Origin of the sequence: Brucella pseudogrignonensis, from assembly GCF_032190615.1 — a bacterium.
GTDB classification, from domain to species: Bacteria; Pseudomonadota; Alphaproteobacteria; order Rhizobiales; family Rhizobiaceae; genus Brucella; species Brucella pseudogrignonensis_B.
In genome coordinates this window covers 14499-40521 of record NZ_JAVLAT010000001.1, presented here as the reverse complement: position 1 = coordinate 40521, position 26023 = coordinate 14499, and the positions used below count along the sequence as shown (strand labels likewise).

Genomic DNA, 26023 nt, shown 5'->3' with positions numbered 1-26023 from the left:
AAATCCGTAAACTACACTAGATTCAAAAATTTACTGGTATGGCTTAGAACCCGAAATTCGCTCCGAGAGCTGCTTCAAGGTGAAACGAATTTCGGGTTCGCCATACTAGTGATGACGCAACGTTACCCGTTTCTAGGCATTCAAAAATTCTCTCTGGAGGTATCCGACAATGACGGCAATTAAAGTGGCCTTTCTCGGCCTCGGCGTGATGGGCTATCCAATGGCTGGCCATCTGAAAGTAAAAGGTGGCCATGATGTCACCGTCTTCAATCGCACGGGTACGAAAGCTATCAAATGGGCTGAACAGTTCAGTGGTAAACATGCGACCACTCCCGCTGAAGCTGCGCGTGATGCTGACTTTATCTTCTGCTGCGTAGGCAATGATGACGATCTGCGTCAGGTGACAACGGGGTCGGATGGCGCTTTCTCAACGATGAAGAAAGATGCCGTATTCATTGATAACACGACTGCTTCAGCAGAAGTTGCCCGTGAACTCGATGCGGAAGCTCAAAAACGTGGCTTTCATTTCATTGATGCCCCGGTTTCCGGCGGACAGGCCGGCGCTGAAAATGGTGTGCTCACGGTCATGGTTGGTGCATCCGAAGATATTTTTGAACGCGCAAAGCCGATCATTGAAGCTTACGCCCGTTCGGTAGGCCTGATGGGTCCTGTTGGTTCAGGCCAGCTTGCAAAAATGGTCAACCAAATCTGCATCGCCGGTCTGGTACAGGGACTTTCTGAAGGCATTCATTTTGGCAAGAAAGCTGGGCTTGATATCGAAAAACTCATCGGCATTATTTCCAAGGGCGCTGCAGGCTCATGGCAGATGGAAAATCGCCACGGCACTATGAACGAAGGCAAATATGAGTTCGGTTTTGCCGTCGACTGGATGCGCAAAGATCTTGGCATCTGCCTTGATGAAGCTGATCGAAACGGTGCATCGCTGCCAGTAACGGCTCTTGTCGACCAGTTTTACAAGGAAGTCCAGAAGCTTGGTGGCGGCCGATGGGATACGTCATCCCTGCTTGCAAGACTTGAAAAGTGATTGGCTATTAAAACAAAAAAGCCCGGCAATGCCGGGCTTTTCTTTTACGATGCAGAGATCAGAATTTGACTTTAGCTGTCAAGGACAAAGCGCCAACAAAGTCATTGCCGAAATCGCCCTTTGATCCGCTACCGCTAGGTACTCCATTCACCACGGTATCGTCGATCTCTCCAGACGTCAGCCAACCCGCTGCACCTGCGAGTCGAACTTCAAAATTATCTGTCGCTTTGTAATTTGTACCCAAACCAAACAGCCAAATATCTGTCTGTGACGTAAGACCAGTCGTGGTTCCACGATCCCATGTCACCGTCGCCGCAGCAGACCACTGGTCGTTGAACTTATGTCCAACGCCACCGCTAACAGTCCAGCCATCCTGATAATAAAGATTGAGACCTGTAATTTTCTGCCCCTGAGGAACAACCTGATTGGCCTTCGCAAGGAAGTTTACATCAGTGATAGTTGACCAATCGGTCCACTTCACCGAACCAAATGCCAACCAATCTGGAGCGATACCGGTCTGAAATTTGAACTCAACCGACTGTGGCGTAGAAACATCGCCTTCAACGGCAATTGGTATGCTTGCATTCGTGAATGGGTTGATAGCCAGGTTGCCAATAGTTCCATCAAGTGAATACTTCACTTCAGACTGATAAACAACGCTTGCACGAATCGCATATTCAGGAAGCTCGTAAGCAGCACCGATGCGCCAGCCTACTGACTTATCTTCAACATCCAAAGACGCAATGCGCCAATCTCCACCAAACGGCTGACCAAATGGAGGAATGAGCTTCGTCTGTTCACCCTTTAGCTCCTGATAGCTGACGCCGCCAAGAATACGGAAATATCCTTTTTCACCGGCAGCGAAGCGATAGGAACAGTTCAAACCATAGTCGTGTGACGAAATCTTCTGCTCAATCGCGACGAAGCTACGAACAGTCCCGGTTCCAACGTCAGTATGAATACCCCATGGCTGACGATACTGGGCGGCACAGGCAAGATCGTCCGTAAGGTCAACTTTGGCAGAAAACTTGGGAACCCAATAGCTTTTCGCCTCGTCCACTTCCGTTTTATATGCCCCACCACTGAATGGGTTTCCGTTAGGCGTCAAAGCACCAACCTGTGAACCACGAATATTTTTCAGCTTTCTCTGTGGCGATACAAACGTACCAGTGGTGTCTAGGACAGTTCCTTGTTCAAACAGAATGTCGAAATCCTGAGAACTGCGCTCTAATCCACCCGCATTCGCGCTAATGGTGCTTCCCAGCAGAACAGTGGCTATACCAGCAACTGTCAGGTTCTTAACCTTCATAAGATGTCCTCCCAAACACAATGTAGCGATCCCGATATTTTTACTTTGACGCAAACGTAAATCAGGAATGTTTAAACCCGCAAGGTGCTTTAATTTATGTGCGAATGGGTAGCGAAACAGGGATATGACGAAAATCCCAAAATGATAGGTACAATTTCTAAAATCTCTAAACTTTCAAGATAACTCCACGACATTTATGCCGTTTTTCGCCCTTTTTACGCCCATTTTTCGCCTTGTTGCCAAAGCGCAACAACATCAAAAAACAATCGAAATGCGAGTTCGATGAGCGCTAGAGTCTAAAAAGCCCGATGCGAATACAACTCCAATAAATAAAGCACCCGCTGATGAAACCAGCGGATGCTTATGATTCGCACAAAAACCTGAAACGGTTTTTAATTACCCGGCTTCACGAATGCGTGCTTCAGCGGTCGCGACACGGGCGGCTGCTTCTTTCAGTTCGGCCAGACGCTCACGATCAGCCTGAACGACCTCTTCCTTTGCGTTCGCTACGAACTTTTCATTGGAAAGCTTCTTCTCGATCTTTTCCATTTCAGCAGCGATTTTGCCCGCTTCCTTGGCCATACGAGCAGCTTCGGCCTTGAGGTCAATCAAGCTGCCGAGAGGCAAGCAGATTGTTGCTTCGCCATGAACGAGCTGAGCAGAGCCCTTTGGTGCCTCTTCAGCAAAGGAAACCGACTCCACACGCGCCAGACGCTTGATTGCCGCATCGTGTCGCGCGAAGCGGTCAAGTGTTGCAGCATTGGCTTCGAGAACCACAATTGGAGCCACCGCACCAGCAGGCACGTTCATTTCCGCACGAACGGAACGAATGCCCATGACGAGATCAACCAGCCAGTTAATGTCGGTCGCAGACTCTTCGTCTTCGAACGACAATTGCGGCCATTCTGCCAGTGCCAGAACGCTATCGCGCTTTGCGCCTTCACCCGCGGTCAGCGTCCAAAGCTCTTCGGTCATGAATGGCATAAATGGATGAAGCATCTTGTAGATCTCATCCAGACAATAAGCCGCCGTTGCCTGTGCCTCAGCCTTTGCCGCCTCGTCTTCGCCCATAAAGATTGGCTTGAGCAGTTCCAGATACCAATCGCAGAACTGGTTCCAGACAAAGCGATAGGCTGCACCTGCCGCTTCGTTAAAGCGGTAGTTCGCAATACCTTCAGTCACTGCTCGGGTTGCCTTGGTCAGTTCCGTGAGAATCCAGCGATTGACTGCAAGCTTCGCATCATCCGGCTTGAAGTTCGGATCAAGCTTAACGCCATTCATCTGAGCAAAGCGTGTTGCGTTCCAAAGCTTGGTTCCAAAGTTACGATAACCAGCAATACGTGCTGGATCGAGCTTCACGTCGCGACCCTGAGCAGCCATGATGGCAAGCGTAAAGCGCAAAGCATCCGCGCCATATTCGTCCATCAGTTCAAGCGGATCGATAACGTTGCCCTTAGACTTCGACATTTTCGCGCCGTGCTTATCGCGCACGAGCGCATGGAGATAAACCGTATGGAACGGAATCTCTTCCATGAAATGCATGCCCATCATCATCATACGGGCAACCCAGAAGAACAGGATATCAAAGCCAGTAACGAGAACGCTGGTTGGGTAATAGGCTGCGAGTTCTGGTGTCTTGTCTGGCCATCCAAGCGTTGAAAACGGCCAGAGACCAGACGAGAACCACGTATCCAGAACGTCTGTGTCGCGTTCCAGAGAAACCTCTTCGCCGTAATGCGCAAGAGCGGCAGCTTTTGCTTCTTCTTCGCTCTTCTCAACAAACCACTTGCCGTCAGGTCCATACCATGCCGGAATCTGATGACCCCACCAGAGCTGACGCGAAACGCACCATGGCTGAATGTTTTCCATCCAGTCGAAATAGGTCTTTTCCCAGTTTTTTGGCACGATCTGCGTGCGACCATCACGAACCGCAGCCATGGCTGGCTTTGCGAGTTCGGCAGCATTCACATACCACTGATCCGTCAAATATGGCTCAATCGGCACGCCGCCGCGATCACCATGCGGAACCGCATGTGTGTGATCTTCGATCTTTTCCAGATAGCCCTGCTCTTCAAGCGTTTCGATAAGACGCTTGCGCGCTGCAAAACGATCCAGTCCTTCAAACTCTTTGATGAGCGCAGTGAGCTCGTGTGTGAGTTCCAGACCTTCAAGGAAATCAACGTTGTCTTTCAACGTGATCGCTGCTTCTGGCGTAAGGATATTGATCACACGCAGATCGTTGCGCTTACCGACTTCAAAATCGTTGAAGTCGTGCGCAGGCGTGATTTTAACCGCACCCGAACCCGCTTCTGGATCAGCATAATCATCGGCAACAATCGGAATACGGCGGCCAACGAGCGGCAGCACGATATTATTGCCGATGGATGCATGATAACGCTCATCCTTCGGATTGACCGCCACGCCGGTGTCACCCAGCATCGTTTCAGGACGCGTTGTAGCGACAACGATAAAGGTGTGCGGGTTCTCAGGGTCGAAAGGCACGTTTTCCAGCGGATACCGCAGATGCCAAAGATGCCCCTTGATCTCACGGGATTCGACTTCAATGTCGGAAATCGCTGTCAGCAGCTTCGGGTCCCAGTTGACCAGACGCTTGTCGCGATAAATCAGACCCTGCTTGTAGAGCGAGACAAAAACTTCAAGAACCGCACGCGACAGACCTTCATCCATGGTGAAACGCTCACGCGACCAGTCACATGATGCACCAAGGCGACGGAGCTGATTGGAGATCAGGCCACCCGATTCCGACTTCCACTGCCAGATACGCTCAATGAATTTTTCACGGCCCATAGCATGGCGGTTTGGTTCCTGACGCTCCGCAAGCTGACGCTCAACTACCATCTGCGTCGCAATACCCGCATGGTCCATGCCCGGTTGCCAAAGAACATTCTTGCCGCGCATACGCTCGAAACGGACCATAATGTCCTGAATCGTATTGTTGAGCGCGTGGCCCATATGCAGCGATCCGGTCACGTTCGGCGGAGGAATGACAACCGCAAATGGATCAGCGCCAGGCTTTGCACCTGCACCCGCTTTAAATGCGCCAGCCTCTTCCCAGCGTTCAGCGATTTTCGGCTCAACAGCCGCGGCGTCATAAGTCTTTTCAAGCATAGAACTATCCGGTCTGAATACGGAATGAATTGATTGACGGCTGAATAGCAACTAACCGCCAACAAATCACCTTAAAAGTGAAAACCCGCCTGTGAGACAGACGGGTCAAATGGTCCAATCTGGTATTTGTCTATCAGCGTTCGCCACGCACCACGCGTTCGATTTCTTCACGAACAAGCCGTTCGACGAGCGGCGGCAAATTGGTATCAAGCCAGTTTTGCAGCATGGGGCGGAGAATCTCAGAAGCAATATCATCGAATGATCGTCGCGGCTCCAAGTGAACGGCGTGGTTCAAGTCCTGAAACGCCGCTGATACCTTACGCTCTGTATCCTCGGACAAAATATGATCTGTGCTACTTGGTTTCAAGTTAACAGGCTCTTCCTTCGCAATAACCGGTGCTTCTGCTGGTAAAACAGTAACTTGCTCAGTCTGCGCTATATTCAACTCGCTGGCAATCTGCGTTTCAAGCGATGGAGCATCGTCTAATTTAGCGACAGGCTCCGAAACTTCGCTGAAATTATCATCGTTCTGAGCATTCAGAACGAAAAAATCTTCATCGTCTTCTTCAGTTTCCGCATCCGCAACCGTCACATCAAGTGCGGGCTCAGAGACGGCTCCGCGCAACACTGGTTCTTCCTTGAACACAACAGACTTCAAAGCGGGCTTTTCTTCTGCTTTCGGAGCTGCATCCTGAATATGTGTAGGTGTCCGGAACTTAGCTACATCACCACGCGCTGGAAAAGCAGACGCCGCTGGCATCGGATGACGCGACACATCGCTGTCTTCAATAATCCGGCGAATGGAGGCGAGTATCTCTTCCATTGACGGTTCGCGTGCTGCGCTCGATGTTTGTGCCATAGCAGTCCGTCTTTCCCTTATTGCCAATTACATACTCAGGCAGAGAATCATTGGATCAAGGGTATCGGACATGCGGCACTTTGAGAATCCCTGCACAGGCAAGTGTATTCCAAACCCACAGCTTTATCATTTTGTTAAGAATTAATGAGCAAAGCACGAATCGAACAAAAACGGCGCCATTGGCGCCGTTCAAAAAACTCCAAAGTGATCAATTAACGACCATCTGGCGTACGAAGACCAAACCACTTGTCCTTGACGGCATTGTAGTGTTCTTCTGGCTTATATTGAGCAACCTGCAACTGCAAATCCCGCGCTGTCATGCGACCGCTTGCAGCAAGAAGCGCATAGCTCGCAACGATTGAATTGGCTTCAGCCTGAACAAGCGCAATCTGAATATCGACCAAGCTGTTCTGCGCATTCAACACATCAAGCGTTGTACGCTGACCGACCTTACGTTCCTCAATGACACCATCCAGCGCCAACTGCGATGCGGAGATGCCATCGCGGTTCGCTTTGACCGAAGCACGAGCAGATTCGAGCTGCGACCATGCCGAACCGATTGCCTGACGCACCTGATCCTGAATGACATCCACTTCAATACGTGCCTGACCAAGCTGTTCTTTAGCCTGACGCACCTGAGCCGAGGAACGGCCACCCGTATAAATCGGAATGCTTACGCCGACACCGACCGATGCCGAGTTGCCGTCACCAACATTCGTACCCGAATACGTATCGAGGTGACTCGCGCTCGCGGTCAAGCCAACAGTTGGCAACAAAGCGCCTTCCTTGGCTTTGACGTTATACCCCTGCGCGTTGACTGCATATTGTGTCGCCAGAATGCCGGGATGAATATTCAACGCATTCGCATAAGCCTCATCTGGGCTTTTAGGCAGGTTCTTTGCGGCAGGCGCAACCGCAAGCCTATCTGGCTGCACTCCGACAACCTGAACAAAGGCAGCTTCCGCCGACTTCACATCAGCGCGCGCGGAATTAAGTGCTGCAATTGCGGTCGAGCGTTGTGCTTCTGACTGCGCAACGTCAGTACGTGTGCCTTCACCAACATCAAGGCGTGCACGTGAAGCACGAACCTGCTCATTCATTGCAGCCAGGTTCTTTTCACGAAGAACAGCGATCTGCCTGAACTGATAGACATTCATATAGGCCTGGACAGCCTGAAAAAGCGTATTTTGCTCCGTGTTGCGAAGATTCTCACGCTGCGCGAAAACGGTTGTTTCAGCGGCTGCGACGTTATTCTTGGTCTGAAAACCATCAAACAGCATCTGATTGAGTTCGATACCGTAAGTCCCGGACGTGCGGTAGCCCGATGTTGGCGACTTACTGCGTCCAACATTGTAAGAACCAGTCACCTGTGGACGATAGCCAGACTTCGCAATAGCGACGTTTTCATCCTGTACGCGCACACCAGCACGCGAGGAGTTTAACGTTGAATTGTTCTTATAGGCTTTGATGAGCGCGCCGTTAAGCGTTTCCGACAAAGCAGCCTGACCCGATAAAACGGTGCCAGACAGGAGTATTGCCGCCGCCATAAGTCCTTTGCACGCTTTGAACACCGTATACCTCATATAAGAACAAACGAATCTTTAATCGAACCGATCAGTTCGGAAGCACTTAATAACCTGTAAATTTTGTTATTTCCATCTTTCCGCAGCCACTATCACAAACAATTTTAGTAGGGTTGCAGAATTGCCCCACGCTCTAAATCAGAATTCAAACTGCTCAAGACGCTCAAAACCAGGAAGCGGACGAACTGCCGTATTGAAAACGCTGCGACCTGAAGCCGTGCCATTTTCTTTTACGTAAAGTCGCGCAACTCCGGCATTTCCACGTCCTTCGACGACAACCAGACGGCCACCTTCTTTGAGCTGATTGAAAAGTACTTCGGGAACAAAATCAACTGCGCCTTCGATGAAAATCACATCGTAAGGTGCTTCAGACGGATAGCCTGTATTCAGATTGCCTGATACGATCACAACATTGTCATGGCCAAGCTCCTGCAAACGAGCAGTCGCAATAGCCGCCAATGCGGAATCACTCTCAAGGCCAATGACTGATCCTGCGAGTTCCGAAAAGATTGCAGACGAATAACCAGTACCGCAACCAATATCGAGAACGACATCGCTCTTTTTCACCTGTGCAAGCTGCACAAGCTTTGCAAAAGGCGATGGCTCCATGATGTAGCGCGGAGCAGTGCCTTCGCCCTCAAGCAGCTGATCTTCATCAATATAAGCAAGAACCTGACGGCTTGCCGGAACAAAAGCTTCGCGTGGGACTGCCAGAAAAGCATCAATAACGCTCAAGTCTGTTACATCCGTCGTACGGATCTGATTGTCGACCATCTTTGTGCGAAGATCTTGATAATCGGCTGAGATAGCCATGCCCTACATCCTTCTATATCGCGCCTGCGCGATTATTATGCTTTCGGCATCCTAGATAACACGAACCATGACTATACGACAAAGCGGTGACAATCACGGTTCACTGCCATTTTCGGCACCATAAACCAGTTTTGCCGCTGATGTGGCAAAAATCGACCTTACAGTCAATCAGACACAGGAATTGCGAGCCCAACTGCAACACTTGGTCGCCTCTGCATACGCGTATCATCTTATGTAAACACAAAAATGCCGGAAGCATTCGCATCCGGCAACTAAGCTCTCAAAAAATATCTTGCAAGGCAACAGCCATCACAAGACCGCGCGGACTATTCACATTACTGCGCGACAGATGCAGGATAGCCCGCCGCTGCCAGAGCATTGAGTGCGTCGGCCTGCGAAGCAGAGCCATCAAACTTGACCTCTTTTTTATCGAGATCGACCTCTACAGCGGCCGTGGCATCAATCTTGTGCAGTGCATTCGTAACACTCTGAGCACAACCGCCGCATTTCATCTTTGGAACTGAAAAAGTAACCATTGAACCACTCCTTATCTACACTTGGCTAAGACCTTACAACTTCCCATCGTGGCAAGGTCAAGCATGTTATGTATTAAGGAGCATCGCAGCTTTCAGGCACGCTTTTCTCGATATCCAAAGGCGATTTTGTCAGAGAACCCGTCATAATCTCGATTGGCTTATAGGGCGGCACTTCCTGCATAGCCGGGTTAGTGAGTCTCAGCGTATAACAGCCGGTATAGACCTGCGTTTTGCCATCATTATCTTCTGACTCAATAGCAATCGGCAAACTCCAGTAAATCTGCCCTGCCCCCGGATCAGGTTCAGTCTTGCGTACGGCCACCTTCACACTCTTGGTCCCGTCATAACCTTTAGCAAAAGTCTTGAAATCGGGCTCACGCCCCTCTTCCGAGTAATAGCCATAAGCGCGGGCATATTCCTTGCGATTAATAGCGTTGTAATAGGATTCAATCAGCGCCTGCGGTGTTGACCGATCATCGCGATAATCGGGAACAATCACACCGTCAGCAGCATCCTGTGTCTGCTCTGCGGGTTTTGTTTCCTCTACAGGCTTTGTCTCTTCTTGTGTTGTCGCTGCCTTCTTCGGAACGTCTTGCGCACCGGCGGCAGAAATCGAAACCATTGTACTGAATAAACCAGCAACACCGGCAAGCATCAAAGGCTTCATGCGCTCAATCGACATTCGCATCTCCTCTTCCAGCAATTCTTTTTTGCAAAACCTAGAAATCTGCACCGCACCTTTGGATGCGCTCGCGATTTGGTGTCTTGCAGTAATGATGTTACAACACTAACTATAGTAAAAACGTGGCAATCCCGCAGAAAAAGCGATTGCTTTGAGCAGACTGAATGATTCTTCAGTCTCTGACCAGCAGAACACCGGAAGAGATGAAAATGGGCCGTTTCTCAGTCTTGACGCTTACCGATGCAGCCGCAGCGCGTGTGAGTGAAATCATGGCATCCAGAGAAGGTGCGCTCGGCATTCGTGTTGGCGTTAAAAAAGGCGGCTGCGCTGGGATGGAATACACCATTGACCTCGTAACCGAGCCTAAAGTTGGCGATGATTGCGTCGAAAAAGACGGTGCTAAGGTTTATATTGCGCCAGAAGCAGTTCTGTTTCTGCTCGGCACGCAGATGGACTTCGAAGTCACAACACTGCGCACAGGTTTCGTATTCAACAATCCTAATCAGACATCCGCTTGCGGTTGTGGTGAATCGGTCGAACTGACACCTGTCTCACCTGAGAGCATCCGCCAGATGCAAGGCGCCGCTTAACCAAGTGGCTTTAAGCAATGGATGACGAGACCCTACGAGAGTTATTTGCGGGCTTAGGTGCGATCAGCATTCGCCGCATGTTCGGCGGAAAAGGTATTTATCATCAAGGGATGATCATAGCTCTCGTCGTTGGTGATGAGTTGCTTTTGAAAGCTGATGCTCAAAGTGCGCCTGCTTTTATTGACGCTGGTTCGCGCCAATGGGCCTATGACAGCAAGAAGAGCGGAAAGCCGGTTGCCATGCCCTATTGGAGTGTGCCGGACGATGCTTTTGATGATCCTGAGATCATGACAGACTGGGCAAAGCTGGCATTTGCTGCAAGTCTGCGCTCTGGGGCAAAAAACTAGAAAGCCGGTCTGAATAATCAGACCGGCTTTTTTCGTTCTATGCCAAAACCCCTGTTGGGATCAGCATAAACGCTGGGATTTCGCTACCGAAACCGACTGGTGCCGGACCATCATCATCATCGCGATCACGACGACGCTTATGATGATCGTGCTGCGGCTTGTTGCGACGCTCATCATTTGATGTGCGAATCGCATCACGGCGCTCTCTGATTTCGTGAATAATTGGCTGCGGTTCATCGGCCTGAACGATCACAGGTGCCTCGACCTTCTGTTTATCTTTCGATTTACCCTTGGCATCTTTGCCTTTGCCTCGGGCATTTCTGCCCTTACGCGACGTATCTTCAGATTCGTCAGCTGCTGGCAAGGTTGAAAGATCACCGTCATGCCATTCAATCTTTTCGCCGATCATGGATTCAATCGCGGTCAGATATTTTGTGTCGCCGGTTGTCACCAGCGTGAATGCTTTACCGGAGCGGCCCGCACGACCAGTACGACCGATACGATGCACATAATCTTCAGAGTGGATCGGAATATCGTAATTGAACACGTGGCTGACGTCAGGAATATCGAGACCGCGCGCTGCAACATCGGAGGCAACCAGCAACTGCAGTTTGCCTTCCTTGAAATTCGACAGCATCATCATGCGTGCACGCTGGTCCATGTCACCATGCAAGGCGCCCGCATTGAATTCGTGGCGTGTCAGCGAGCGGAAAAGTTCTGAGACATCTTTTTTGCGATTACAGAAAATAATCGCATTCTTAATTGCATCACCTTCAGAACGGATCAAATCACGCAAAGCTGCGCGCTTGTCCCAGTCCTTACGGCCCGACTTGACTAGGCGCTGCGTCACAGTTTTTGCAGTCGAAGACGCTTTCGCCACTTCAATACGCGTTGGCGAATGCAGGAACTGCTCTGTCAGTTTGGTGATTTCCGGCGGCATAGTTGCCGAGAAAAACAGGGTCTGACGTGTAAAAGGGATCAGCTTGCAGATACGCTCAATATCAGGAATGAAGCCCATGTCGAGCATTCGGTCAGCTTCATCGATAACCAGAATTTCCACACCTGTTAGAAGCAGCTTGCCACGTTCAAAATGATCGAGAAGACGGCCAGGTGTCGCGATCAGCACATCTGCGCCGCGCTCCAGCTTCCGCTCCTGCTCTTCAAACGAGACGCCACCAATAAGTAGCGCAACGTTGAGACGCTGATTAACGCCATACTTTTCGAAATTTTCTTCGACCTGCGCCGCGAGTTCGCGCGTTGGTTCAAGAATGAGTGTGCGCGGCATACGCGCACGTGCACGACCTTTTTCCAGAAGATGCAGCATCGGCAGAACGAAAGATGCAGTCTTACCCGTGCCAGTCTGAGCGATACCGAGCACATCCTTGCGTTCGAGTGCAGGAGGAATAGCTCCCGCCTGAATAGGCGTAGGTGCTGTATATCCCGCAGCTTCAACGGCGGCGAGCACTTTCGGGGAAAGACCGAGTTCGGCAAATGTTGTCAATGGAGGCGCAGCTCTCTGTTTGGAAATAAGTTCCACCCATCCTGTCATTGCCGCCACGTCATCAGGCGCAGGAACGAAGGCAGAAAAGGCGTCTGCAACGCAAAAAGCGTTTTCTTGCAGCATCGCCTACGTCTACAAGGAGCAAAAGTCAACTAAAATACGGTTGCAAGATATAAAAATGCCTATTTATTTGTATTTTATTATCTTTCACATCTATCTTACGTGAGTATTTACTAAAAGCAAAACCAACTAATGTCTGAATTGTTCTGTCAAAATTCGTTCATCCCAAGAATGATTTTGATCAAACAAGATCGCTACCTGACTATCGACAGCCTCACGCACTGTCACTGCCCGGACAGATTTCACTTCATTATTATCTGCAACAGCGTTTACAGGCCGCTTCTCAATCTCAAGCAAATCCATGCGCACAGTCACATGTTTGGGCAAAAGGGCCCCACCCCAGCGCCTTGGACGAAACGGGCTTACTGGGGTCAGCGCCAATAGTGGCGCTTCTAGTGGCAAAATCGGACCTTGAGCTGAGAGATTATAGGCGGTTGACCCTGCGGGTGTTGCCACCATTAAGCCATCGCAGACCAGCTCTTCAAGTCGCACCTTACCATCAATAGTGATACGAACCTTGGCCGCTTGATAAGATTGCCTGAAAAGGGACACTTCATTGATCGCAAGCGCTTTGAAGGGGGCCATATGTTCTGTTTCAGCAATCATCTCTAGCGGACGTATTACCTCTTTTTGTGCAGCACGAATTCTCGCAGGCAAATAATCAAGGTTAAATTCATTCATAAGGAAGCCAACCGAACCACGGTTCATTCCATAAACCGGGACGCCGCTGTTCATGAAATCACGAAGCGCTTGCAGCATCGTCCCATCACCGCCAAGCGAGACGACAACGTCTGCGTCTTCGGCTGACACATGACCATAACGCTTCACCAACTCTTTTTGAGCTGCGAGTGATTCCTCTGTTCCAGAAGAAAGGAAGTGAATCGCCAAGGATTTATCGTCCATATTATTCCATTCCAATGTACCAGCCGGTGCTGTTTCCACAGCCAAAATGGCTATCATATGCAAAACTTGCTTACCATTGCCGTTTTATGTGAATTTTCGCTTTACACAGGTGAAAAATATGCTAATTCCACGCCTGTGCTGCCCTTATAGCTCAGTTGGTAGAGCACCTGATTTGTAATCAGGGGGTCGGGAGTTCGAGTCTCTCTGGGGGCACCACTAAAATCTCAATGCTTTCAATAGCTTAGATGATTAGATGGTTCCAATCTGCACAGTTTCCATGTTGCAGCATATTACAAACCAATTCCAATAAAAAACAATGACTTACTGAAATCATCGGCAATTCCACGCGACATGCGGCGTGACATGAACCTTTGTTTTCGTCTCGCAAATCACCGAGTCGCGCACTGCAAATACGAGCATGCATTTTTGCGGGTTGCCTAAATCGATGATTAGTGAGTCGGAAAATTTGCCTACCCAGATTTCAAAGCGATTAAAGCTGTCGATTTGAAAAGCTTCACGGTGTTGGGTGTGGCGACGGATTTCGTCGGAACAAAGTCCGAAATACAGACGATGCTTAACCTGTGCGTCACTCAGGTTATTTCCACGGCGGAAAGAACCAATTGCGCTGAAGCGGGAAATTCCCACTTCGGGACGATTGTCCCTAAGTTCCCGATCCTTAACTTCGCGCCAATAGGCTACAAGTTAACTGTGCATGCGACAAGGTTTCGTGCGTTAGCTTGAAAAGGCCTCATTGATCCCTCATGGCAGCGATCTGCATAGCCAATGAGCTTTCTTACTCATCTAACTAAATCGCACTAAATACCGGAATAATCGAAATGATGACGCACGCTCTTATTATCTCGTTACACGTAATTTCTGTATTTGCAGGCGTCGCAGCCGCGATCTTGTGGTTTCGCTCAGCCGATATTGATATTCCGGACATCGCACCGACGAAGCACCACAAGAATAAAGAAGGCAGCCTTTCGGATGAATGGGTTGAGCAGTTTTCGGCTAATTTGAAATCTCATCGCAAGCAATGGCTAAAATCTACGCGCTACAACAAGGCGGCAGCATCAGCAGCAGCGGCGGCGGCAATGGCTCAAGCAATTGTTTATCTGCTCAATCTTATTAATCTACTAGCGTAGTTGGAGCAACTAGACGGTCTGCCCAAACTTGGACACACCCGCCAGCACAAAAATTTAAATCGGGGTCTTGCAACAGCGTGACTGATTACTAAATTCATGCCGCTTGCCGGGGTCTTTAAAACCCTGTGGCTCCAAGGCAAGCAGCCCCGTGACGTTGGGAGACGTGCCGGGGCTTTTTATTTAAATCATTGAATAGAAACAGATAACCGGCGCAATAAGCAGAATAGCCACTAAGGACCAAGCGAGACGCCAGCGAACGCTATTCGTTGCCATGAATGCGGTCGCGACAATTGAAGCAGCTACCAATAACGTAACCGGCCAATACATCGACATGTAAAAAATGATGGCCAACCACCATGGAATTGTAATCATGAACCTGCCTATGCCAAAGCTGACCTCTAAACAACTGCCCTTTTGTGGAGTTCTTCGCTCTTGACCACCCACTCCGCCTCTGAGAACTTCGTGCAAATTTGCATGAGGTCGATAGATGACAAAGCGCCTTGATATAACTGCCAGACAAGTGACCGCCATTTGCGAAGGCGCAAAAAGGGCTGGATGCTTCCCAGAGATTAAGATCGGCAACGCCTTTATCCGTTTGATCCCTCAAGGGCTTCTAAACGATGTTTCAGACGAATTAACGTATATGGATAAGGGAAAGGGCTACTTTTGAAAAGTGATCCCTACTTTTACCCACCACGCGGAATGAACCGGGAAGATGCCGCACGATATATCGGAGTAGGTACGACCAAGTTTGATGAATTGGTCAAAGATGGCCGCATGCCCCAAGGAAAACGCGTTGACGGGCGTGTAATTTGGGACAGGTATAAGTTAGATGCATGTTTCACTGATTTGCCAGACGTTCCCGGCAATCTTTTGGAAAGCATACTGCCAAAGGCAACGCGAACCTCATGAAACCCGCTCGTCATATTCCTCGCCTTGGCATGAACCGCGTTGAGCTTTCTCAATCTATCGGTGTGAGCGTTGTCACTATCGACAATATGGTCACTGAAGGTTTTCTTCCACCACCGAAACAATGGCATAATCGAAAGATTTGGGTGGTCTCCGAGGTCGAAAAAGCCATGCTCAACTGGCCGACTAAAGACGGCGGGGACCACATTCCGTTTGTTTGGGAGGATGATGCTCTTTCTCCTTACGATACATGGAAAAAGGATCGGGACCGGGCGGAAGCTTCCTCGCCGGAAGATAGAACAGCCCGATCCCGCTTAGATAATCCCGATTATATTGTTGCGGAACACTATCGTAAGCTGGGTTTTGATCCCAAGACCATGGGTAGCGAAGAGTACACCGTACTTTATAAGAAAGCCGAAGATAAGTGGCGAGCCTCACTTCCTAGCAAGCCGATTGGCAAACGGGAAAAACATGCGCTCGAAGTCCTTAGTCTACACGGTGTTGGTGTTTTTGTTGCGTGTATCGAGATCAAAGGTTGCGGCTCGGATACTGGGGAGCGGCTTATCGCTCGCAAATTTATCGAGACGCGAAATCATCCAACTTTCACAAACCAGATATCTCATTACGCTTTGACGGATGCTGGCATGGATGCGTGGAAGAAAATTGAGCAGGAACGAGGCTTATCGTGAACTTGTTGACGCCTGAACAAACAGCCGAAGCACTCTCGATCTCGGTGCGCCACCTTCTCCATCTAACCAGCGACGGGGAAACTCCGTTTGTAAATGTCGGTCGTGGGTTGCGAACGATCCGCCGATACGATCCGGCAGACAATTAGGCTTTCATCGAAAGCCGCAAGGTGACAGAAACCCCACGCGAAGCGACGGCACCAGTCCGAACATCGAAGCATCAGAAATTCGAGCAGTACCAGCCAATTGATTTCAAAGCATTGCGCGATAAGCTAAGGGCAAAGAAGCACAGGCGGAAGAGTTGATTGACGTTTACGCTTTGCTCTGACAGCTTGTTAGAAAGCGTGGGTTGGGTACGATGGGTCTTTTCATAAAAATTATTGGCATATTGGCATTAATTCCCGGGGGAACGATTGCCGCCTTTGGCGCTGGAGAGACAGGTACCGACAGGCTTGTCCTCCTGTCTTGCGGCATCAGCTTATGCGTTTCGGGTGTGGTATTGATCTGTCTCGGCATGGTAATTGAGCATCTTTTCGATATGAAAAGAACTCACGAGCGCCTCATCAAGCTTTTGGAGGAAAGCAAATAGTTTGAAATTTGCACGATAGCGAATGGCTAAAAAGGCAGCGCGAGTCCACTGAGAGGAAATCACATTAAATCGGGTATTAAGTTTCAGTTTTAATTATGTATTTTCGGTGTGAGTCGGCTTGAAACCGGCAAAAACAAATCGGGGCCGCAAATTATAAGAAATTGCTACTTAAGCATCATATTGACGACTCAGTCTGCTTGCTCCACTTTAACGTGTGGGGAAGCTTCAAATGCGTGACACATTATACAATCGTCTGAATGGCGATCGCATCAGCAGCCGACAGATTGATGAACTTATTGGCCTAGCTCGTGGGTTAGTTGCGGATGGTGCAATTAACCAAGCAGAAGTCGAGTTTCTTCATAAGTGGCTAGTTGCCAACTCGGGCATTAGTGATCAGCCGTTGATGCGAGTTCTTTTTCGTCGGGTCGATGAAATTCTTGCTGATGGCGTGGTTGATGAAGACGAAAAGACCGAGTTGCTTGATACACTCAACCGTTTTGCAAACCACGATTTTGAACTAGGTGAAGTTCTAAAGCCGACATCCTTGCCTCTTGATCGTCCTGCACCGGCGCTCACATTCGAAGGCAGGCGCTACGCTTTCACTGGCACATTCACTTTCGGCCAGCGTCGGAATTGCGAGCAGGCTGTCCACGAACGCGGTGGAACAACCGGCGGAGTGTCCCAAAAGACAAATTTTCTTGTGATAGGCTCGTACGCTACGGAAGCCTGGAAACACTCGTCATTTGGGAACAAGATTTTGAACGCATGCGAATGGCGGGATCAGGGGCATCCAATAGTTATCATATCCGAAGAACACTGGACCAAGCATCTCTGACGGTGCGGTTAAAACGCTGTGCTGGTTCATCAATGAACATTGATGTTGGAAATGCAGTCACTTTATGAGATATGCCAGGCGAAATGTCGGGGCTGACCCAACGGGGGCGATTTTGCTGGAAGTAATTGACGCAGTCGAATTTGTTAAGTCTATGGCGAACGGCAAAACAGGTCCGTGCCTCTTAACCTGCGAGAAAAATGACGGTACGGCTGTTGAGGTCGTTGCGAAGTTCTCTGCTGGTTGTGAAAGAGGCGTCACCAGTCTCGCAATTGAAGCTGTTGGCGCTTGCTTGGCGGGAGATTTAGGGCTGCCTGTACCGCAGCCGTTTATTGTGACCGTATCACGTGAATTCGTAAATAGCGTTCCAGACATCGCTCAGCAAAATAGAATGGGTAATAGTTCGGCCATCGCATTTGGATCTCGCCATATAACAGGACAATATACGGTCTGGACAACCGGGACCATCGTATCCGAAATTATGCGTCAATACGCTGCCGCTATTCTGACTTTTGACGGAATTATCCAAAATCCAGATCGAAGAGACATCAATCCAAACTGCCTCGTTAAGGGCGACGAGATAAGAATTTTCGATCACGAACTCTCATTCCCAGCAGGACCTATATTGGGTTGGCGTCCGCCTTGGGTACCGGGCGGCCTTGAAGTGCTTGCTCAGCCTGGATTTCATATTTTTAGAAACGGATTGAAAGGGCGAGAAATAGATTTTCAGCCTATTCGAGCTTCTTGGTCCGGTCTTAGTGACGACAGAATTCATTCTTATGGCAATGTGATACCAAACGAATGGGCTGCGGCAACCAATGCAGTTGCAACAGCGTTACAACTGATTAAGGATGCTCGTGATAATATAGATGCCTGCATCGTAGAGATCGAACGGGTACTAACATGACAGAACAACATCGATACACGTACGTCGTACTGAGATATGTGCATGATGTGGTAACGGGCGAGTTCATTAATGTTGGGCTCGTCATGCATTCGAGCGAAGCTGGTTTTGTCAAATCTCAAGTTCGCACATCGATTGGCCGCATAAAGAATGTGTTTCCCGACTTCGAGCGAGAAGCGTTCTTGAGAGTGATGAAAAGCGTTGATCGGTCGATTAGCTCATATCGCAAAAGGTGCGAGCGCGGAGACTTGCTAGACCGAAATATGGATGCCTCCTCTATTGGCAAGTTTGCCGTAGTCCATGACGATAGCTCATTGCAATGGTCGTCGCTGGGAGGAGGTGTAAGCAAAAATATGGATGGCACTTTCGCACGCCTATATGAGCGGTTCGTCAGCAAGTATGACGTTAGATCCTCTCATCGCCGGACTGATGATGAGATCTGGAGACCGGTGCGGCAGTTGTTGGACGAGCGAAACGTTCCAGTCAGCTTTGAAGAGAAAACGGTTTCTGGCAAAACAGACGAGATTTCATTCAAGCGCGCTTGGAAAAATGGCGTTTGGCATGCTTATGAGGCGCTTTCTTTCGATTTGGCTGACGCCGATGGTATCAAGGATAAGGCGCGTCGTTGGAGAGGGCACTTGGAAGCCGTTCATGATGGATCTCCAGAGAATATCAATCTGAACTTTGTTGTTGGCGCTCCCCGTAACGAAAGCCTGCGCAATGCATACGATGGGGCGTTGAAAATTTTACAATCAGCGCCATTCTCCCCTAGGATATATGAGGAAAGCGAAGTTCCGAAACTCGTTGACCGCATTGAGGATGAAGTGCGTGAGCACCTTCAGGCATGATTGAGCCCCGCTTCGGCGGGGTTTTTCTTGTGTGTTGCAAATCTGGCGACGGCTTAATGGCGATTAAAAATGGGGGGTGTCGTCAGCCAGCATATCACCCCGTGTAAGTCCGTCAGTTCCGGCTATTGGCGCATCAATTGACACGGTTTTGAAGTAGTCATACTGGCGATTGTATTCGGTGACTGATTTCTTCACCCATGCTGCAAGCTCATTGAACGGAACTTTCCGATCGAGAATTTGCACCATCACGGAATTAATAACGTCCATCTGCGCAGCGGCCATGAGATAGCCAGGCACATGAACACTGATAAGCTTGCGCATTTCAGTGACGTTAGCGCGAGCGAAATCTTGTGCCTTGATGCGCTGATATTTTCGGCGGTCTTTTTCACGCATCGCGTCTGTGCGAATTTGTTTTTTGCCCCGCCGTCTGACCCGATCACGCGCATTTTTTCTATCGCAAATACTGCGATATAAATTTGGGTCTTCGACTTTGATTTTGGCTAACCGAGCTCGACTTGTTTCCCGCCTTTTTGCTTTGTATCGGCGGGACCATTTCTTCGCCTGCTGAGCGACAATCTCTTTACGTGCGGCTCTATCATCGCGCCGCTTTCTGTTGAAAGCCTCTCGCAGGCGCTGCGCTTCTTCAAGGGCTTCCTCTGGATCCATCTGCATAAGAGTTTGCAGTTTAGCCTTAGTTAACCATCTGGGAAGTGCATCAGCTTTTCGCTTTTCCACCTCAGCGCCTCCTTCGATCAGAGACTTCGTTTCCGATGCTGAATAATACACCTTTGAATTGGTTTTTCAGATCACATTCAATTTCAAGATTGACTCTTTCATTGACATGAACAAAATAAGAACATCGATGGCGGTCGTGACAAACACAGATATACGGATGGCGTGTGTATCTGCTTTTTAAATGGAGCAGTACAATGAATGCGGTTACGCAAGAAAACGGATACGACGACGAAATTGAATTGGTACTCGCCTATCACAAAGGCGATGTAAAAGCGGCAATTGAAGCGCTTTTGAAAGACCGGGACTTCCTCGTCAAAGAGATTGAGTATGCCAGCCTTGCCATGTCGATGGGCTTTGCTCGCGGATGGAAGCCGACAGTGTTTGTAAAATGAGCAGGTCGCGCGGTGAGCCGTCAAAGACGCTGATCAATAAGGAATATCCATTTCAGGTCGTGCTTTTCTTGACCGACTGGCATCGGACAAATCTTATCGAAATGCTCAATGATCGGACGCGTCTGGGTGGTTATCACCTTTGGGGTGGCGTACGGCATGATCTCAAATATTTCGAGATTGCCATGTTCCAGACCGATGAAGGTCAGAAAGAGTTCATCCGGCTTTATGGCGGCGTTAAACATGATCCATGGGACATGAAATCTAAGCCGTGGGAAACCTACTTTGAAAAATGAGATCAAAGCCCCGTCACTTAGAAGGAATGCCGCCTGAGACGCGTATCAAGGATATTGTTTCGTGGTACGAGCTGCACGGATATTGTTTTCTGTGTGGTCATATCGGGCCCATTCAGCACAAGATCATTCTGCGCAAGTTTGGCACGCACACCTTTTTCATCGACCTTCACAAACGAATGCGTTGCACGGTTTGCAAATCAAAGGGTGAAAGTCAGTTTGGTGTTAGAAAAATTCCTCGCTAGAACTATTCGCAATCGGGCTGAGTATCTGGGCGGCATCAATTGGCGCGCTATTCTTTCCTCATCAGGAGGATCACATGTGCAATCTTTATAACCTCACCACGACACATGAGGCCATGCGCCGGCTGTTTCCGAAGTTTGGCGACGTGACGAACCGTGTTGATCCACAGCTAGACGTTTATCCCGACTATCCAGCGCCCGTTCTGCGTAACTTGACCGATGGTGAGCATGAGCTGGCACACCTTCGATGGGGAATGCCGACACCACCAATCTATGTGAAGGGTGAAGCAGACAGCGGCGTCACAAACATACGCAATCTCACCTCGCCCCATTGGAGGCGCTGGCAGGGCATTGAAAGCCGTTGCGTTGTTCCTGCGACATCCTTTTCCGAATACGGGCAAGAACCAGACCCGAAGACAAAGCGCAAACCGCTGCACTGGTTTGCTCTGACTGAAGAAAAGCCGCTTTTTGCTTTTGCTGGAATATGGACGACATGGAAAGGCATGCGGAAGAAAAAGGAAGGGCCAGTTGAAGTTGATATATTCGGCTTTCTGACCACTGAGCCTAATGCAGTTGTTAAGCCGGTTCACCCGAAGGCCATGCCTGTAATCCTGCGCACAACTGAGGAGATCGAAACTTGGTTACGTGCGCCATGGGATGAAGCTAAGGAAATGCAGAAGCCTTTACCAGACGCTGACTTGATCGATTTGACTTCTGATTGTTTATAAGTATCGGAAGAGGTTGATTAAAATGACCGAAAATTATGATCAAAACCCATCAAAATCATTACTTATCTTGGCAAAAGTTAGTAAGTGAGCAGGGTTATGGTCTAGATCTTCTGCCGTTAAGACAAAGGCTTGGAATGCATGCAAAAGCGCAACCTTTCTCGCCAAATTTATATCTCCTCCGGTTGGGCGGACGAAGTAAGTATCACGATATGCAAGATCAGCAGCTTCAATACATCTCTTTACAACATCATTAGTTGATAGTGTCATAAGCCCAACCCTCTATTCGTTTGTAAAGTGTCAGCCAACTTCCTCAATGCTGAGATAAAATGCTGTTAGACGAGAAAAACTAAAATCGACTTAATTGAACAGGTTTCGTCAATCTTATAAACGAACATTTATTTCATTCAAAACGAGAGTTCCGTTGAAGCAGCAGGACAAATGTCCAGACTGCGCGATGGTTCGTTAGCGGGACTCACCGGTAAACTGGTTGAAGCCTCAGACAATGCAGAGCAGGCTGAGATAGGCTGGAAGCGGCCAAGGCTCTACCCCAAATCGCCAACGGTATTCACATGGGCGAGCGGGGAACGGACCCGGACGAGTAAGAAAATTTAAGTTCTAAATTCAGCCGTTTTTGACAAATTTATAGGCGCGAACACTTAGCCAGATAATCATTGAAATAAGAAGAAATCCTATCAAAAAAATGGAATATCCAACTAGCCTTGCTTGGATAAGCACATTATCCCATTGCATCTGTTTTTCATGCAGAGCCGACTGCAATTCAATTAACATATCTCTATCGTTGTCGTTTGGAACAAATCGAATTGAACCGCTCCATGCTCCTACTTCGCATGCAGACGCATAGCTATCTGCATTGTTTTCCAATATTAATGTATTACAATAAAAACGATCTTTAGATGTTGTATCTATTTTACTGCGGCCCTCAATATCACCAAGTTGGACTGGAACGTCTAATCCAATCAATCTTTCCATTGATCTATGAACTTCACTGTCATTAGTTATAAGGCTTTTTACCTCTGTTATTTTAGGCATAATCATTCTTATTCCGGCCAATGCCAGAACATTAACGCTGCCTTTTTCGTCCCGATTGATAACGTTGAACCATGCCGCCTGTTGGCTTTTCTTCAACTTGTAAAGTTCACTGTCGTATTCTCCCCAGTTGACACACTGCTCCTGCCCCATTTTTGTGCAGCCAACATGAGCAAACCTAGGTAATGGCAAGAAAACTTCAGTTGCAAGTACACCCAATAAAATAAGCGGAATGGCCGCCACAAGAAGCAGCCTTTTGTACTGTGCAAACGTCATGATTTCCCCCAAGTACGCGAATTAAGCGGCTCTAGCGCAAGAAGTTTAATTTTCGCTAAATAGTTGCAGAAGCCTTTACCGCGCACGTCATAAGATACGAACCAAAACCTCGGCTAAGACCAATCATGTCACTTCTTATCCTGAGCCAGAACGGCCAGAACCTGATCGAGACGTTTGTTTGTCTCCTTGGCACTATCGCGGGTTTCATCTTTCAGCTCTTTCATGCCATCGCGCAGCTGGCTGACGTGACCGTCTAGATCGACGCGGCGCACATAATCGTCACGAGTGCGGTTAATCCTCTCGTGCAAAGCATCATCACCAGCCTTCATCGAGGCTGACAAAGATCGGAATGCCGCAATCAATGCCAGCCCAAAAGTGACAGCAATACCGATCAGCCACTTAATATCATCACCCATTACCAGCCACATGCTTTCTGCCCGTAGGCATTATGTCCTGCAATCCCCTGCCCGGCTTTCATATCGTTTCCGGCGAGATAGACGGCTGTGTCAGGCTTAACGCTTATCTGCTTCCATCCCGCGCACGGTGAGCTGGTCGCACTGCAACCCGCCGCCAAGCCGCTTGCACAAAGCAACAGCATCCATGTTGATAACTTCCTCATCTATATCCGCCCTCTTTTGGATTGCCTTTGCGGTTGCTTCTGCTGCGGCCAATGCCGACCGCTGACGCTCTTTGATGGTTCCGGACACATATCCAACCGCCAGACACAAAAAAGCCGCCAGAACAGCGGCGGCGACGATCTTCAACCAGTTGGGGATTAGCGCCCAGATTACGTTCATAACGCATCCACCAGCTTTTCAAGCTTGGCCTTGGCCTGTGGCATGGTGAAGATCGCATAAGCCGTGAGAACAAGAACAAATACGACGAGCACCATCTGAACACGCCAATCAACAAACGGGATTGCCGCACCTGCCCCGCCGCTACCGATCCATGACCAAAAGCGTGATGATTTCGAGATTGGCTTTTCGACGACAGGCTCAGGAACGACATCAGCAGCCGGTGCCGTAACGACTTGATCAACGCCATAGCCTTCGGCCAGCAATGCCTTGTCATAATCACGAGCATATCCTGCAATCAGACCAGCCTTGTCCGTTCCGTTGACGATCCGGCGCGCATTCTTGAAATCTGACTTCTGCAGGGTGATGTAATCGGAAAGCTTCTTGCCAGTGAACCAGCCTTCGACCATGCCAGCGATGATGATTGGTGCCGCGTATTCCGGCTTAAGCAGCAATTCAGGCTTTGACACGAAGTCAACGCCCAGAACCTTACCAGCCTTTTCGTAATTTACTTTCCAAGTGATCTGGACATAACCGCGACCGATGTAAGGCCAGTATTTCTTTGAGCGAAGATATTTGTCGCCGCCCATCTCATTGATCGGCTTCATTGTATGCGCTGTCTCATGGTAGGCAGTTGCAAGCACATACGCCATTTGATTGCGCAATAGTCCGCGTTCTCGACCTGCCTCAATCAAGAGGCGGGTATCGCCAAGGTGCATATTCATTGTCTTTTCCTATTTTTGTGAGATGATGCTATTGCGCTTTGATGCTACCCGCATCGTGCAAGGCGTAGCCCCAGATCGCCCGCCAGCATCTGGGGTTTACTTTTGAAAAGTGCGACAGTTACACCCACTTGTGACCACTACCTCACTGAAATATTGATGCCACGGTTAGGGGTTACGTGGGGGCGTGCATGAATATTTTAGAAAACATACAACCTGAGTTTTGGCTCTTGGGTTCAGCATTTTTTGCTTTTGCTTTAGCTAGCTATCTCATGTGGCGCTTGCCGAGGTGATTTCCTTTCGGCACAAAAAACCGCCTCAGTGGGCGGTCAGGCGAAAATTTTAAAAGAATTGAAGCTGTTAAATCAGCGGTTCTGAGGTAGGTGTGGCACGGCGGCACATTCTGGGCAGACCGTCATTAGCTTTGGCACAAAAAGACAAAATCGCTAGCGCCGCGCCACAGATCGGATGACAACAGTTTTTATCTGAGGCGCCGACAAATCCGCTGGACGGGCAAGCCGACGCTGAATACAATCTCTCTATAATTTACCAGAGGATACTCATGTCCGATCTAAATGAAGCGATATTAGCACAGCGAAAATTACCGGTTCTCTCGTTCGATGACGTTTCATCGCTTCAATTAGAGGTTGGGCAATATATTTATCATTTCCCCAATGAGCCGCTTCCTCTCTATTTGTTCGCTCATATCAAGGACAAAAAGTTGCCTCTGACCATATTTGGTCAAGGGTACTTGGACCGATCTGAAGTAGAACTTCCTCGGTTCCAGCGAATGAATTGGTCTGAGAAGATCAAAGAGAATGTCGTTGTTATTAACGACCCAACGCTTTTTATCGCTGACCTTCCATTGGGCTGGTGCATCGGAACTCCAGAATATTATCCGCTTCCGCGCATCGTGGAAGCTATCCGGTTAATGGCTGAGCAACTCGAAATTGGACCCAAAAACCTGCTGTTCTACGGGTCATCTGCCGGAGGATTCACATCGTTAATGATGGCAAGCTACTTTTCGGGCGCAAGTGTGTTGATCAACAACCCTCAAACCGATGTGCTAAAATTCAAAAGAGGTGGCACAAATGCCCTCCTTAAAAGCGCATTTAATGGTATTGGATTATCTGAAGCACACGAGCAGTTCGGTGCTCGATTTTCAGTTATTGAGCGCCTTAAACAGCCAGATGCAAGTCTGCCTCGCATCTATTACTGGCAGAACCTTTGCGATGAGGATCACTGTCGGGACCAGATGAACCCCTTTATGAGTTTTTTGGCGCGCTATGCGCAACAAAGCGACAAATCGGACCATTCGCAAAGCATATTATTCGACTGTTATCGATGCCCGAAAAGTCAACATAATCCGTTGGGGCCCATATCCACAACAGCACGTTTAAGGTTCCTCAAGCCTTGGCAGTATGAAGGCCTTGAAGCTACAGACAGCATGTCTATCTTGAGCTAGAT

Annotated in this window: 31 protein-coding genes and 1 tRNA gene; 16 read left to right on the top strand and 16 right to left on the bottom strand. The window is 49.0% G+C overall.

Annotated elements, in window-relative coordinates; all coding sequences use genetic code 11:
- Positions 1-169: 169 nt before the first annotated feature.
- Positions 170-1045: an NAD(P)-dependent oxidoreductase gene (locus RI570_RS00250; protein WP_313826443.1), complete on the top strand. Its 876-nt coding sequence runs from the start codon at positions 170-172 to the stop codon at positions 1043-1045.
- 58 nt (positions 1046-1103) lie between these two features.
- On the opposite strand, the gene RI570_RS00245 is transcribed toward RI570_RS00250, so the two are convergent.
- The 7 genes from RI570_RS00245 to RI570_RS00215 all read right to left on the bottom strand — a co-directional run bounded on the left by RI570_RS00245 (position 1104) and on the right by RI570_RS00215 (position 9956).
- Positions 1104-2354 (bottom strand): OmpP1/FadL family transporter, encoded by a 1251-nt coding sequence (locus tag RI570_RS00245; RefSeq protein ID WP_313826442.1) that lies wholly within the window; start codon positions 2352-2354, stop codon positions 1104-1106.
- Positions 2355-2750: 396 nt separating this feature from the next.
- Complete coding sequence (locus RI570_RS00240; protein WP_313826441.1) at positions 2751-5483, bottom strand: valine--tRNA ligase; 2733 nt, start codon at positions 5481-5483, stop codon at positions 2751-2753.
- A 133-nt stretch (positions 5484-5616) separates the two neighbouring features.
- Positions 5617-6342, bottom strand: a complete 726-nt coding sequence (locus tag RI570_RS00235; protein ID WP_313826440.1) for a PopZ family protein — start codon at positions 6340-6342, stop codon at positions 5617-5619.
- Between the two features lie 212 nt (positions 6343-6554).
- A complete protein-coding gene (locus RI570_RS00230; RefSeq protein WP_313826439.1) occupies positions 6555-7925 on the bottom strand; it encodes a TolC family outer membrane protein in 1371 nt (456 codons plus the stop codon).
- Between the two features lie 138 nt (positions 7926-8063).
- A complete protein-coding gene (locus RI570_RS00225; RefSeq protein ID WP_313828500.1) occupies positions 8064-8732 on the bottom strand; it encodes a protein-L-isoaspartate O-methyltransferase in 669 nt (222 codons plus the stop codon).
- A 341-nt stretch (positions 8733-9073) separates the two neighbouring features.
- Entirely contained in the window at positions 9074-9274 is a 201-nt protein-coding gene (locus RI570_RS00220; protein WP_313826438.1) for a heavy-metal-associated domain-containing protein, read from the bottom strand.
- 73 nt (positions 9275-9347) lie between these two features.
- Entirely contained in the window at positions 9348-9956 is a 609-nt protein-coding gene (locus tag RI570_RS00215) for a hypothetical protein (protein WP_313826437.1), read from the bottom strand.
- Positions 9957-10165: 209 nt separating this feature from the next.
- Here RI570_RS00215 and sufA point away from each other — a divergent pair, with 209 nt between their 5' ends.
- Together sufA and RI570_RS00205 are read left to right on the top strand one after the other, a co-directional pair.
- Positions 10166-10546 (top strand): Fe-S cluster assembly scaffold SufA, encoded by a 381-nt coding sequence (gene sufA, locus RI570_RS00210; RefSeq protein WP_313828499.1) that lies wholly within the window; start codon positions 10166-10168, stop codon positions 10544-10546.
- Between the two features lie 17 nt (positions 10547-10563).
- On the top strand, positions 10564-10893 hold the full coding sequence (locus tag RI570_RS00205) for a TfoX/Sxy family protein (protein WP_313826436.1): 330 nt from the start codon (positions 10564-10566) through the stop codon (positions 10891-10893).
- 37 nt (positions 10894-10930) lie between these two features.
- Here RI570_RS00205 and RI570_RS00200 read toward each other — a convergent pair whose 3' ends face one another.
- Both RI570_RS00200 and RI570_RS00195 read right to left on the bottom strand, forming a co-directional pair.
- Positions 10931-12394 (bottom strand): DEAD/DEAH box helicase, encoded by a 1464-nt coding sequence (locus RI570_RS00200; protein WP_313828498.1) that lies wholly within the window; start codon positions 12392-12394, stop codon positions 10931-10933.
- Between the two features lie 249 nt (positions 12395-12643).
- Complete coding sequence (locus RI570_RS00195; protein WP_313828497.1) at positions 12644-13417, bottom strand: NAD kinase; 774 nt, start codon at positions 13415-13417, stop codon at positions 12644-12646.
- Between the two features lie 140 nt (positions 13418-13557).
- Here RI570_RS00195 and RI570_RS00190 point away from each other — a divergent pair.
- A tRNA-Thr gene (locus tag RI570_RS00190) sits at positions 13558-13633 on the top strand.
- 114 nt (positions 13634-13747) lie between these two features.
- Here the strand turns inward: RI570_RS00190 and RI570_RS00185 are convergent.
- Positions 13748-14062: a hypothetical protein gene (locus RI570_RS00185; RefSeq protein WP_313826435.1), complete on the bottom strand. Its 315-nt coding sequence runs from the start codon at positions 14060-14062 to the stop codon at positions 13748-13750.
- Between the two features lie 191 nt (positions 14063-14253).
- Here RI570_RS00185 and RI570_RS00180 point away from each other — a divergent pair, with 191 nt between their 5' ends.
- The 8 genes from RI570_RS00180 to RI570_RS00145 all read left to right on the top strand — a co-directional run bounded on the left by RI570_RS00180 (position 14254) and on the right by RI570_RS00145 (position 19330).
- Positions 14254-14562, top strand: a complete 309-nt coding sequence (locus tag RI570_RS00180; RefSeq protein WP_313826434.1) for a hypothetical protein — start codon at positions 14254-14256, stop codon at positions 14560-14562.
- Positions 14563-15049: 487 nt separating this feature from the next.
- Positions 15050-15232, top strand: a complete 183-nt coding sequence (locus RI570_RS00175; protein WP_313826433.1) for a hypothetical protein — start codon at positions 15050-15052, stop codon at positions 15230-15232.
- A gap of 32 nt (positions 15233-15264) precedes the next feature.
- Complete coding sequence (locus RI570_RS00170; RefSeq protein ID WP_313828496.1) at positions 15265-15474, top strand: hypothetical protein; 210 nt, start codon at positions 15265-15267, stop codon at positions 15472-15474.
- The gene (locus RI570_RS00165) at positions 15471-16160 is read left to right on the top strand and encodes a hypothetical protein (protein WP_313826432.1); all 690 of its coding nucleotides are present in this window, start codon (positions 15471-15473) and stop codon (positions 16158-16160) included. Before RI570_RS00170 ends, RI570_RS00165 begins: the two co-directional genes overlap by 4 nt.
- Complete coding sequence (locus RI570_RS00160; protein WP_313826431.1) at positions 16157-16306, top strand: helix-turn-helix domain-containing protein; 150 nt, start codon at positions 16157-16159, stop codon at positions 16304-16306. Before RI570_RS00165 ends, RI570_RS00160 begins: the two co-directional genes overlap by 4 nt.
- 669 nt (positions 16307-16975) lie before the next feature.
- Positions 16976-17581 carry a BRCT domain-containing protein gene (locus RI570_RS00155; protein ID WP_313826430.1) on the top strand — a complete coding sequence of 202 codons (606 nt, stop codon included), beginning with the start codon at positions 16976-16978 and terminating at the stop codon, positions 17579-17581.
- A 112-nt stretch (positions 17582-17693) separates the two neighbouring features.
- Positions 17694-18485 (top strand): HipA family kinase, encoded by a 792-nt coding sequence (locus RI570_RS00150; RefSeq protein WP_313826429.1) that lies wholly within the window; start codon positions 17694-17696, stop codon positions 18483-18485.
- Positions 18482-19330 carry a DUF3037 domain-containing protein gene (locus RI570_RS00145; RefSeq protein ID WP_313826428.1) on the top strand — a complete coding sequence of 283 codons (849 nt, stop codon included), beginning with the start codon at positions 18482-18484 and terminating at the stop codon, positions 19328-19330. The genes RI570_RS00150 and RI570_RS00145 overlap by 4 nt, the downstream gene beginning before the upstream one ends.
- Positions 19331-19393: 63 nt before the next feature.
- On the opposite strand, the gene RI570_RS00140 is transcribed toward RI570_RS00145, so the two are convergent.
- Positions 19394-20065: a hypothetical protein gene (locus RI570_RS00140; RefSeq protein ID WP_313826427.1), complete on the bottom strand. Its 672-nt coding sequence runs from the start codon at positions 20063-20065 to the stop codon at positions 19394-19396.
- A gap of 194 nt (positions 20066-20259) precedes the next feature.
- Between RI570_RS00140 and RI570_RS00135 the strand changes: the two genes are divergently transcribed.
- The 3 genes from RI570_RS00135 to RI570_RS00125 all read left to right on the top strand — a co-directional run bounded on the left by RI570_RS00135 (position 20260) and on the right by RI570_RS00125 (position 21717).
- Entirely contained in the window at positions 20260-20457 is a 198-nt protein-coding gene (locus tag RI570_RS00135) for a CUE domain-containing protein (protein WP_313826426.1), read from the top strand.
- Positions 20454-20750 carry a hypothetical protein gene (locus RI570_RS00130; RefSeq protein WP_313826425.1) on the top strand — a complete coding sequence of 99 codons (297 nt, stop codon included), beginning with the start codon at positions 20454-20456 and terminating at the stop codon, positions 20748-20750. The genes RI570_RS00135 and RI570_RS00130 overlap by 4 nt, the downstream gene beginning before the upstream one ends.
- A gap of 316 nt (positions 20751-21066) precedes the next feature.
- The gene (locus tag RI570_RS00125; protein ID WP_313826424.1) at positions 21067-21717 is read left to right on the top strand and encodes an SOS response-associated peptidase; all 651 of its coding nucleotides are present in this window, start codon (positions 21067-21069) and stop codon (positions 21715-21717) included.
- Positions 21718-21756: 39 nt separating this feature from the next.
- Here the strand turns inward: RI570_RS00125 and RI570_RS00120 are convergent, their stop codons facing one another.
- The 5 genes from RI570_RS00120 to RI570_RS00100 all read right to left on the bottom strand — a co-directional run bounded on the left by RI570_RS00120 (position 21757) and on the right by RI570_RS00100 (position 24559).
- Positions 21757-21984 carry a hypothetical protein gene (locus RI570_RS00120; protein WP_313826423.1) on the bottom strand — a complete coding sequence of 76 codons (228 nt, stop codon included), beginning with the start codon at positions 21982-21984 and terminating at the stop codon, positions 21757-21759.
- Positions 21985-22338: 354 nt separating this feature from the next.
- Positions 22339-23040, bottom strand: a complete 702-nt coding sequence (locus tag RI570_RS00115) for a hypothetical protein (protein WP_313826422.1) — start codon at positions 23038-23040, stop codon at positions 22339-22341.
- Positions 23041-23168: 128 nt separating this feature from the next.
- Positions 23169-23456: a hypothetical protein gene (locus RI570_RS00110; protein WP_313826421.1), complete on the bottom strand. Its 288-nt coding sequence runs from the start codon at positions 23454-23456 to the stop codon at positions 23169-23171.
- 96 nt (positions 23457-23552) lie between these two features.
- The gene (locus tag RI570_RS00105; RefSeq protein WP_313828636.1) at positions 23553-23837 is read right to left on the bottom strand and encodes a hypothetical protein; all 285 of its coding nucleotides are present in this window, start codon (positions 23835-23837) and stop codon (positions 23553-23555) included.
- Entirely contained in the window at positions 23834-24559 is a 726-nt protein-coding gene (locus tag RI570_RS00100; protein ID WP_313826420.1) for a glycoside hydrolase family 19 protein, read from the bottom strand. The genes RI570_RS00105 and RI570_RS00100 overlap by 4 nt, the downstream gene beginning before the upstream one ends.
- Positions 24560-25118: 559 nt before the next feature.
- Here RI570_RS00100 and RI570_RS00095 point away from each other — a divergent pair.
- Complete coding sequence (locus tag RI570_RS00095; protein ID WP_313826419.1) at positions 25119-26021, top strand: hypothetical protein; 903 nt, start codon at positions 25119-25121, stop codon at positions 26019-26021.
- Positions 26022-26023: the final 2 nt, after the last annotated feature.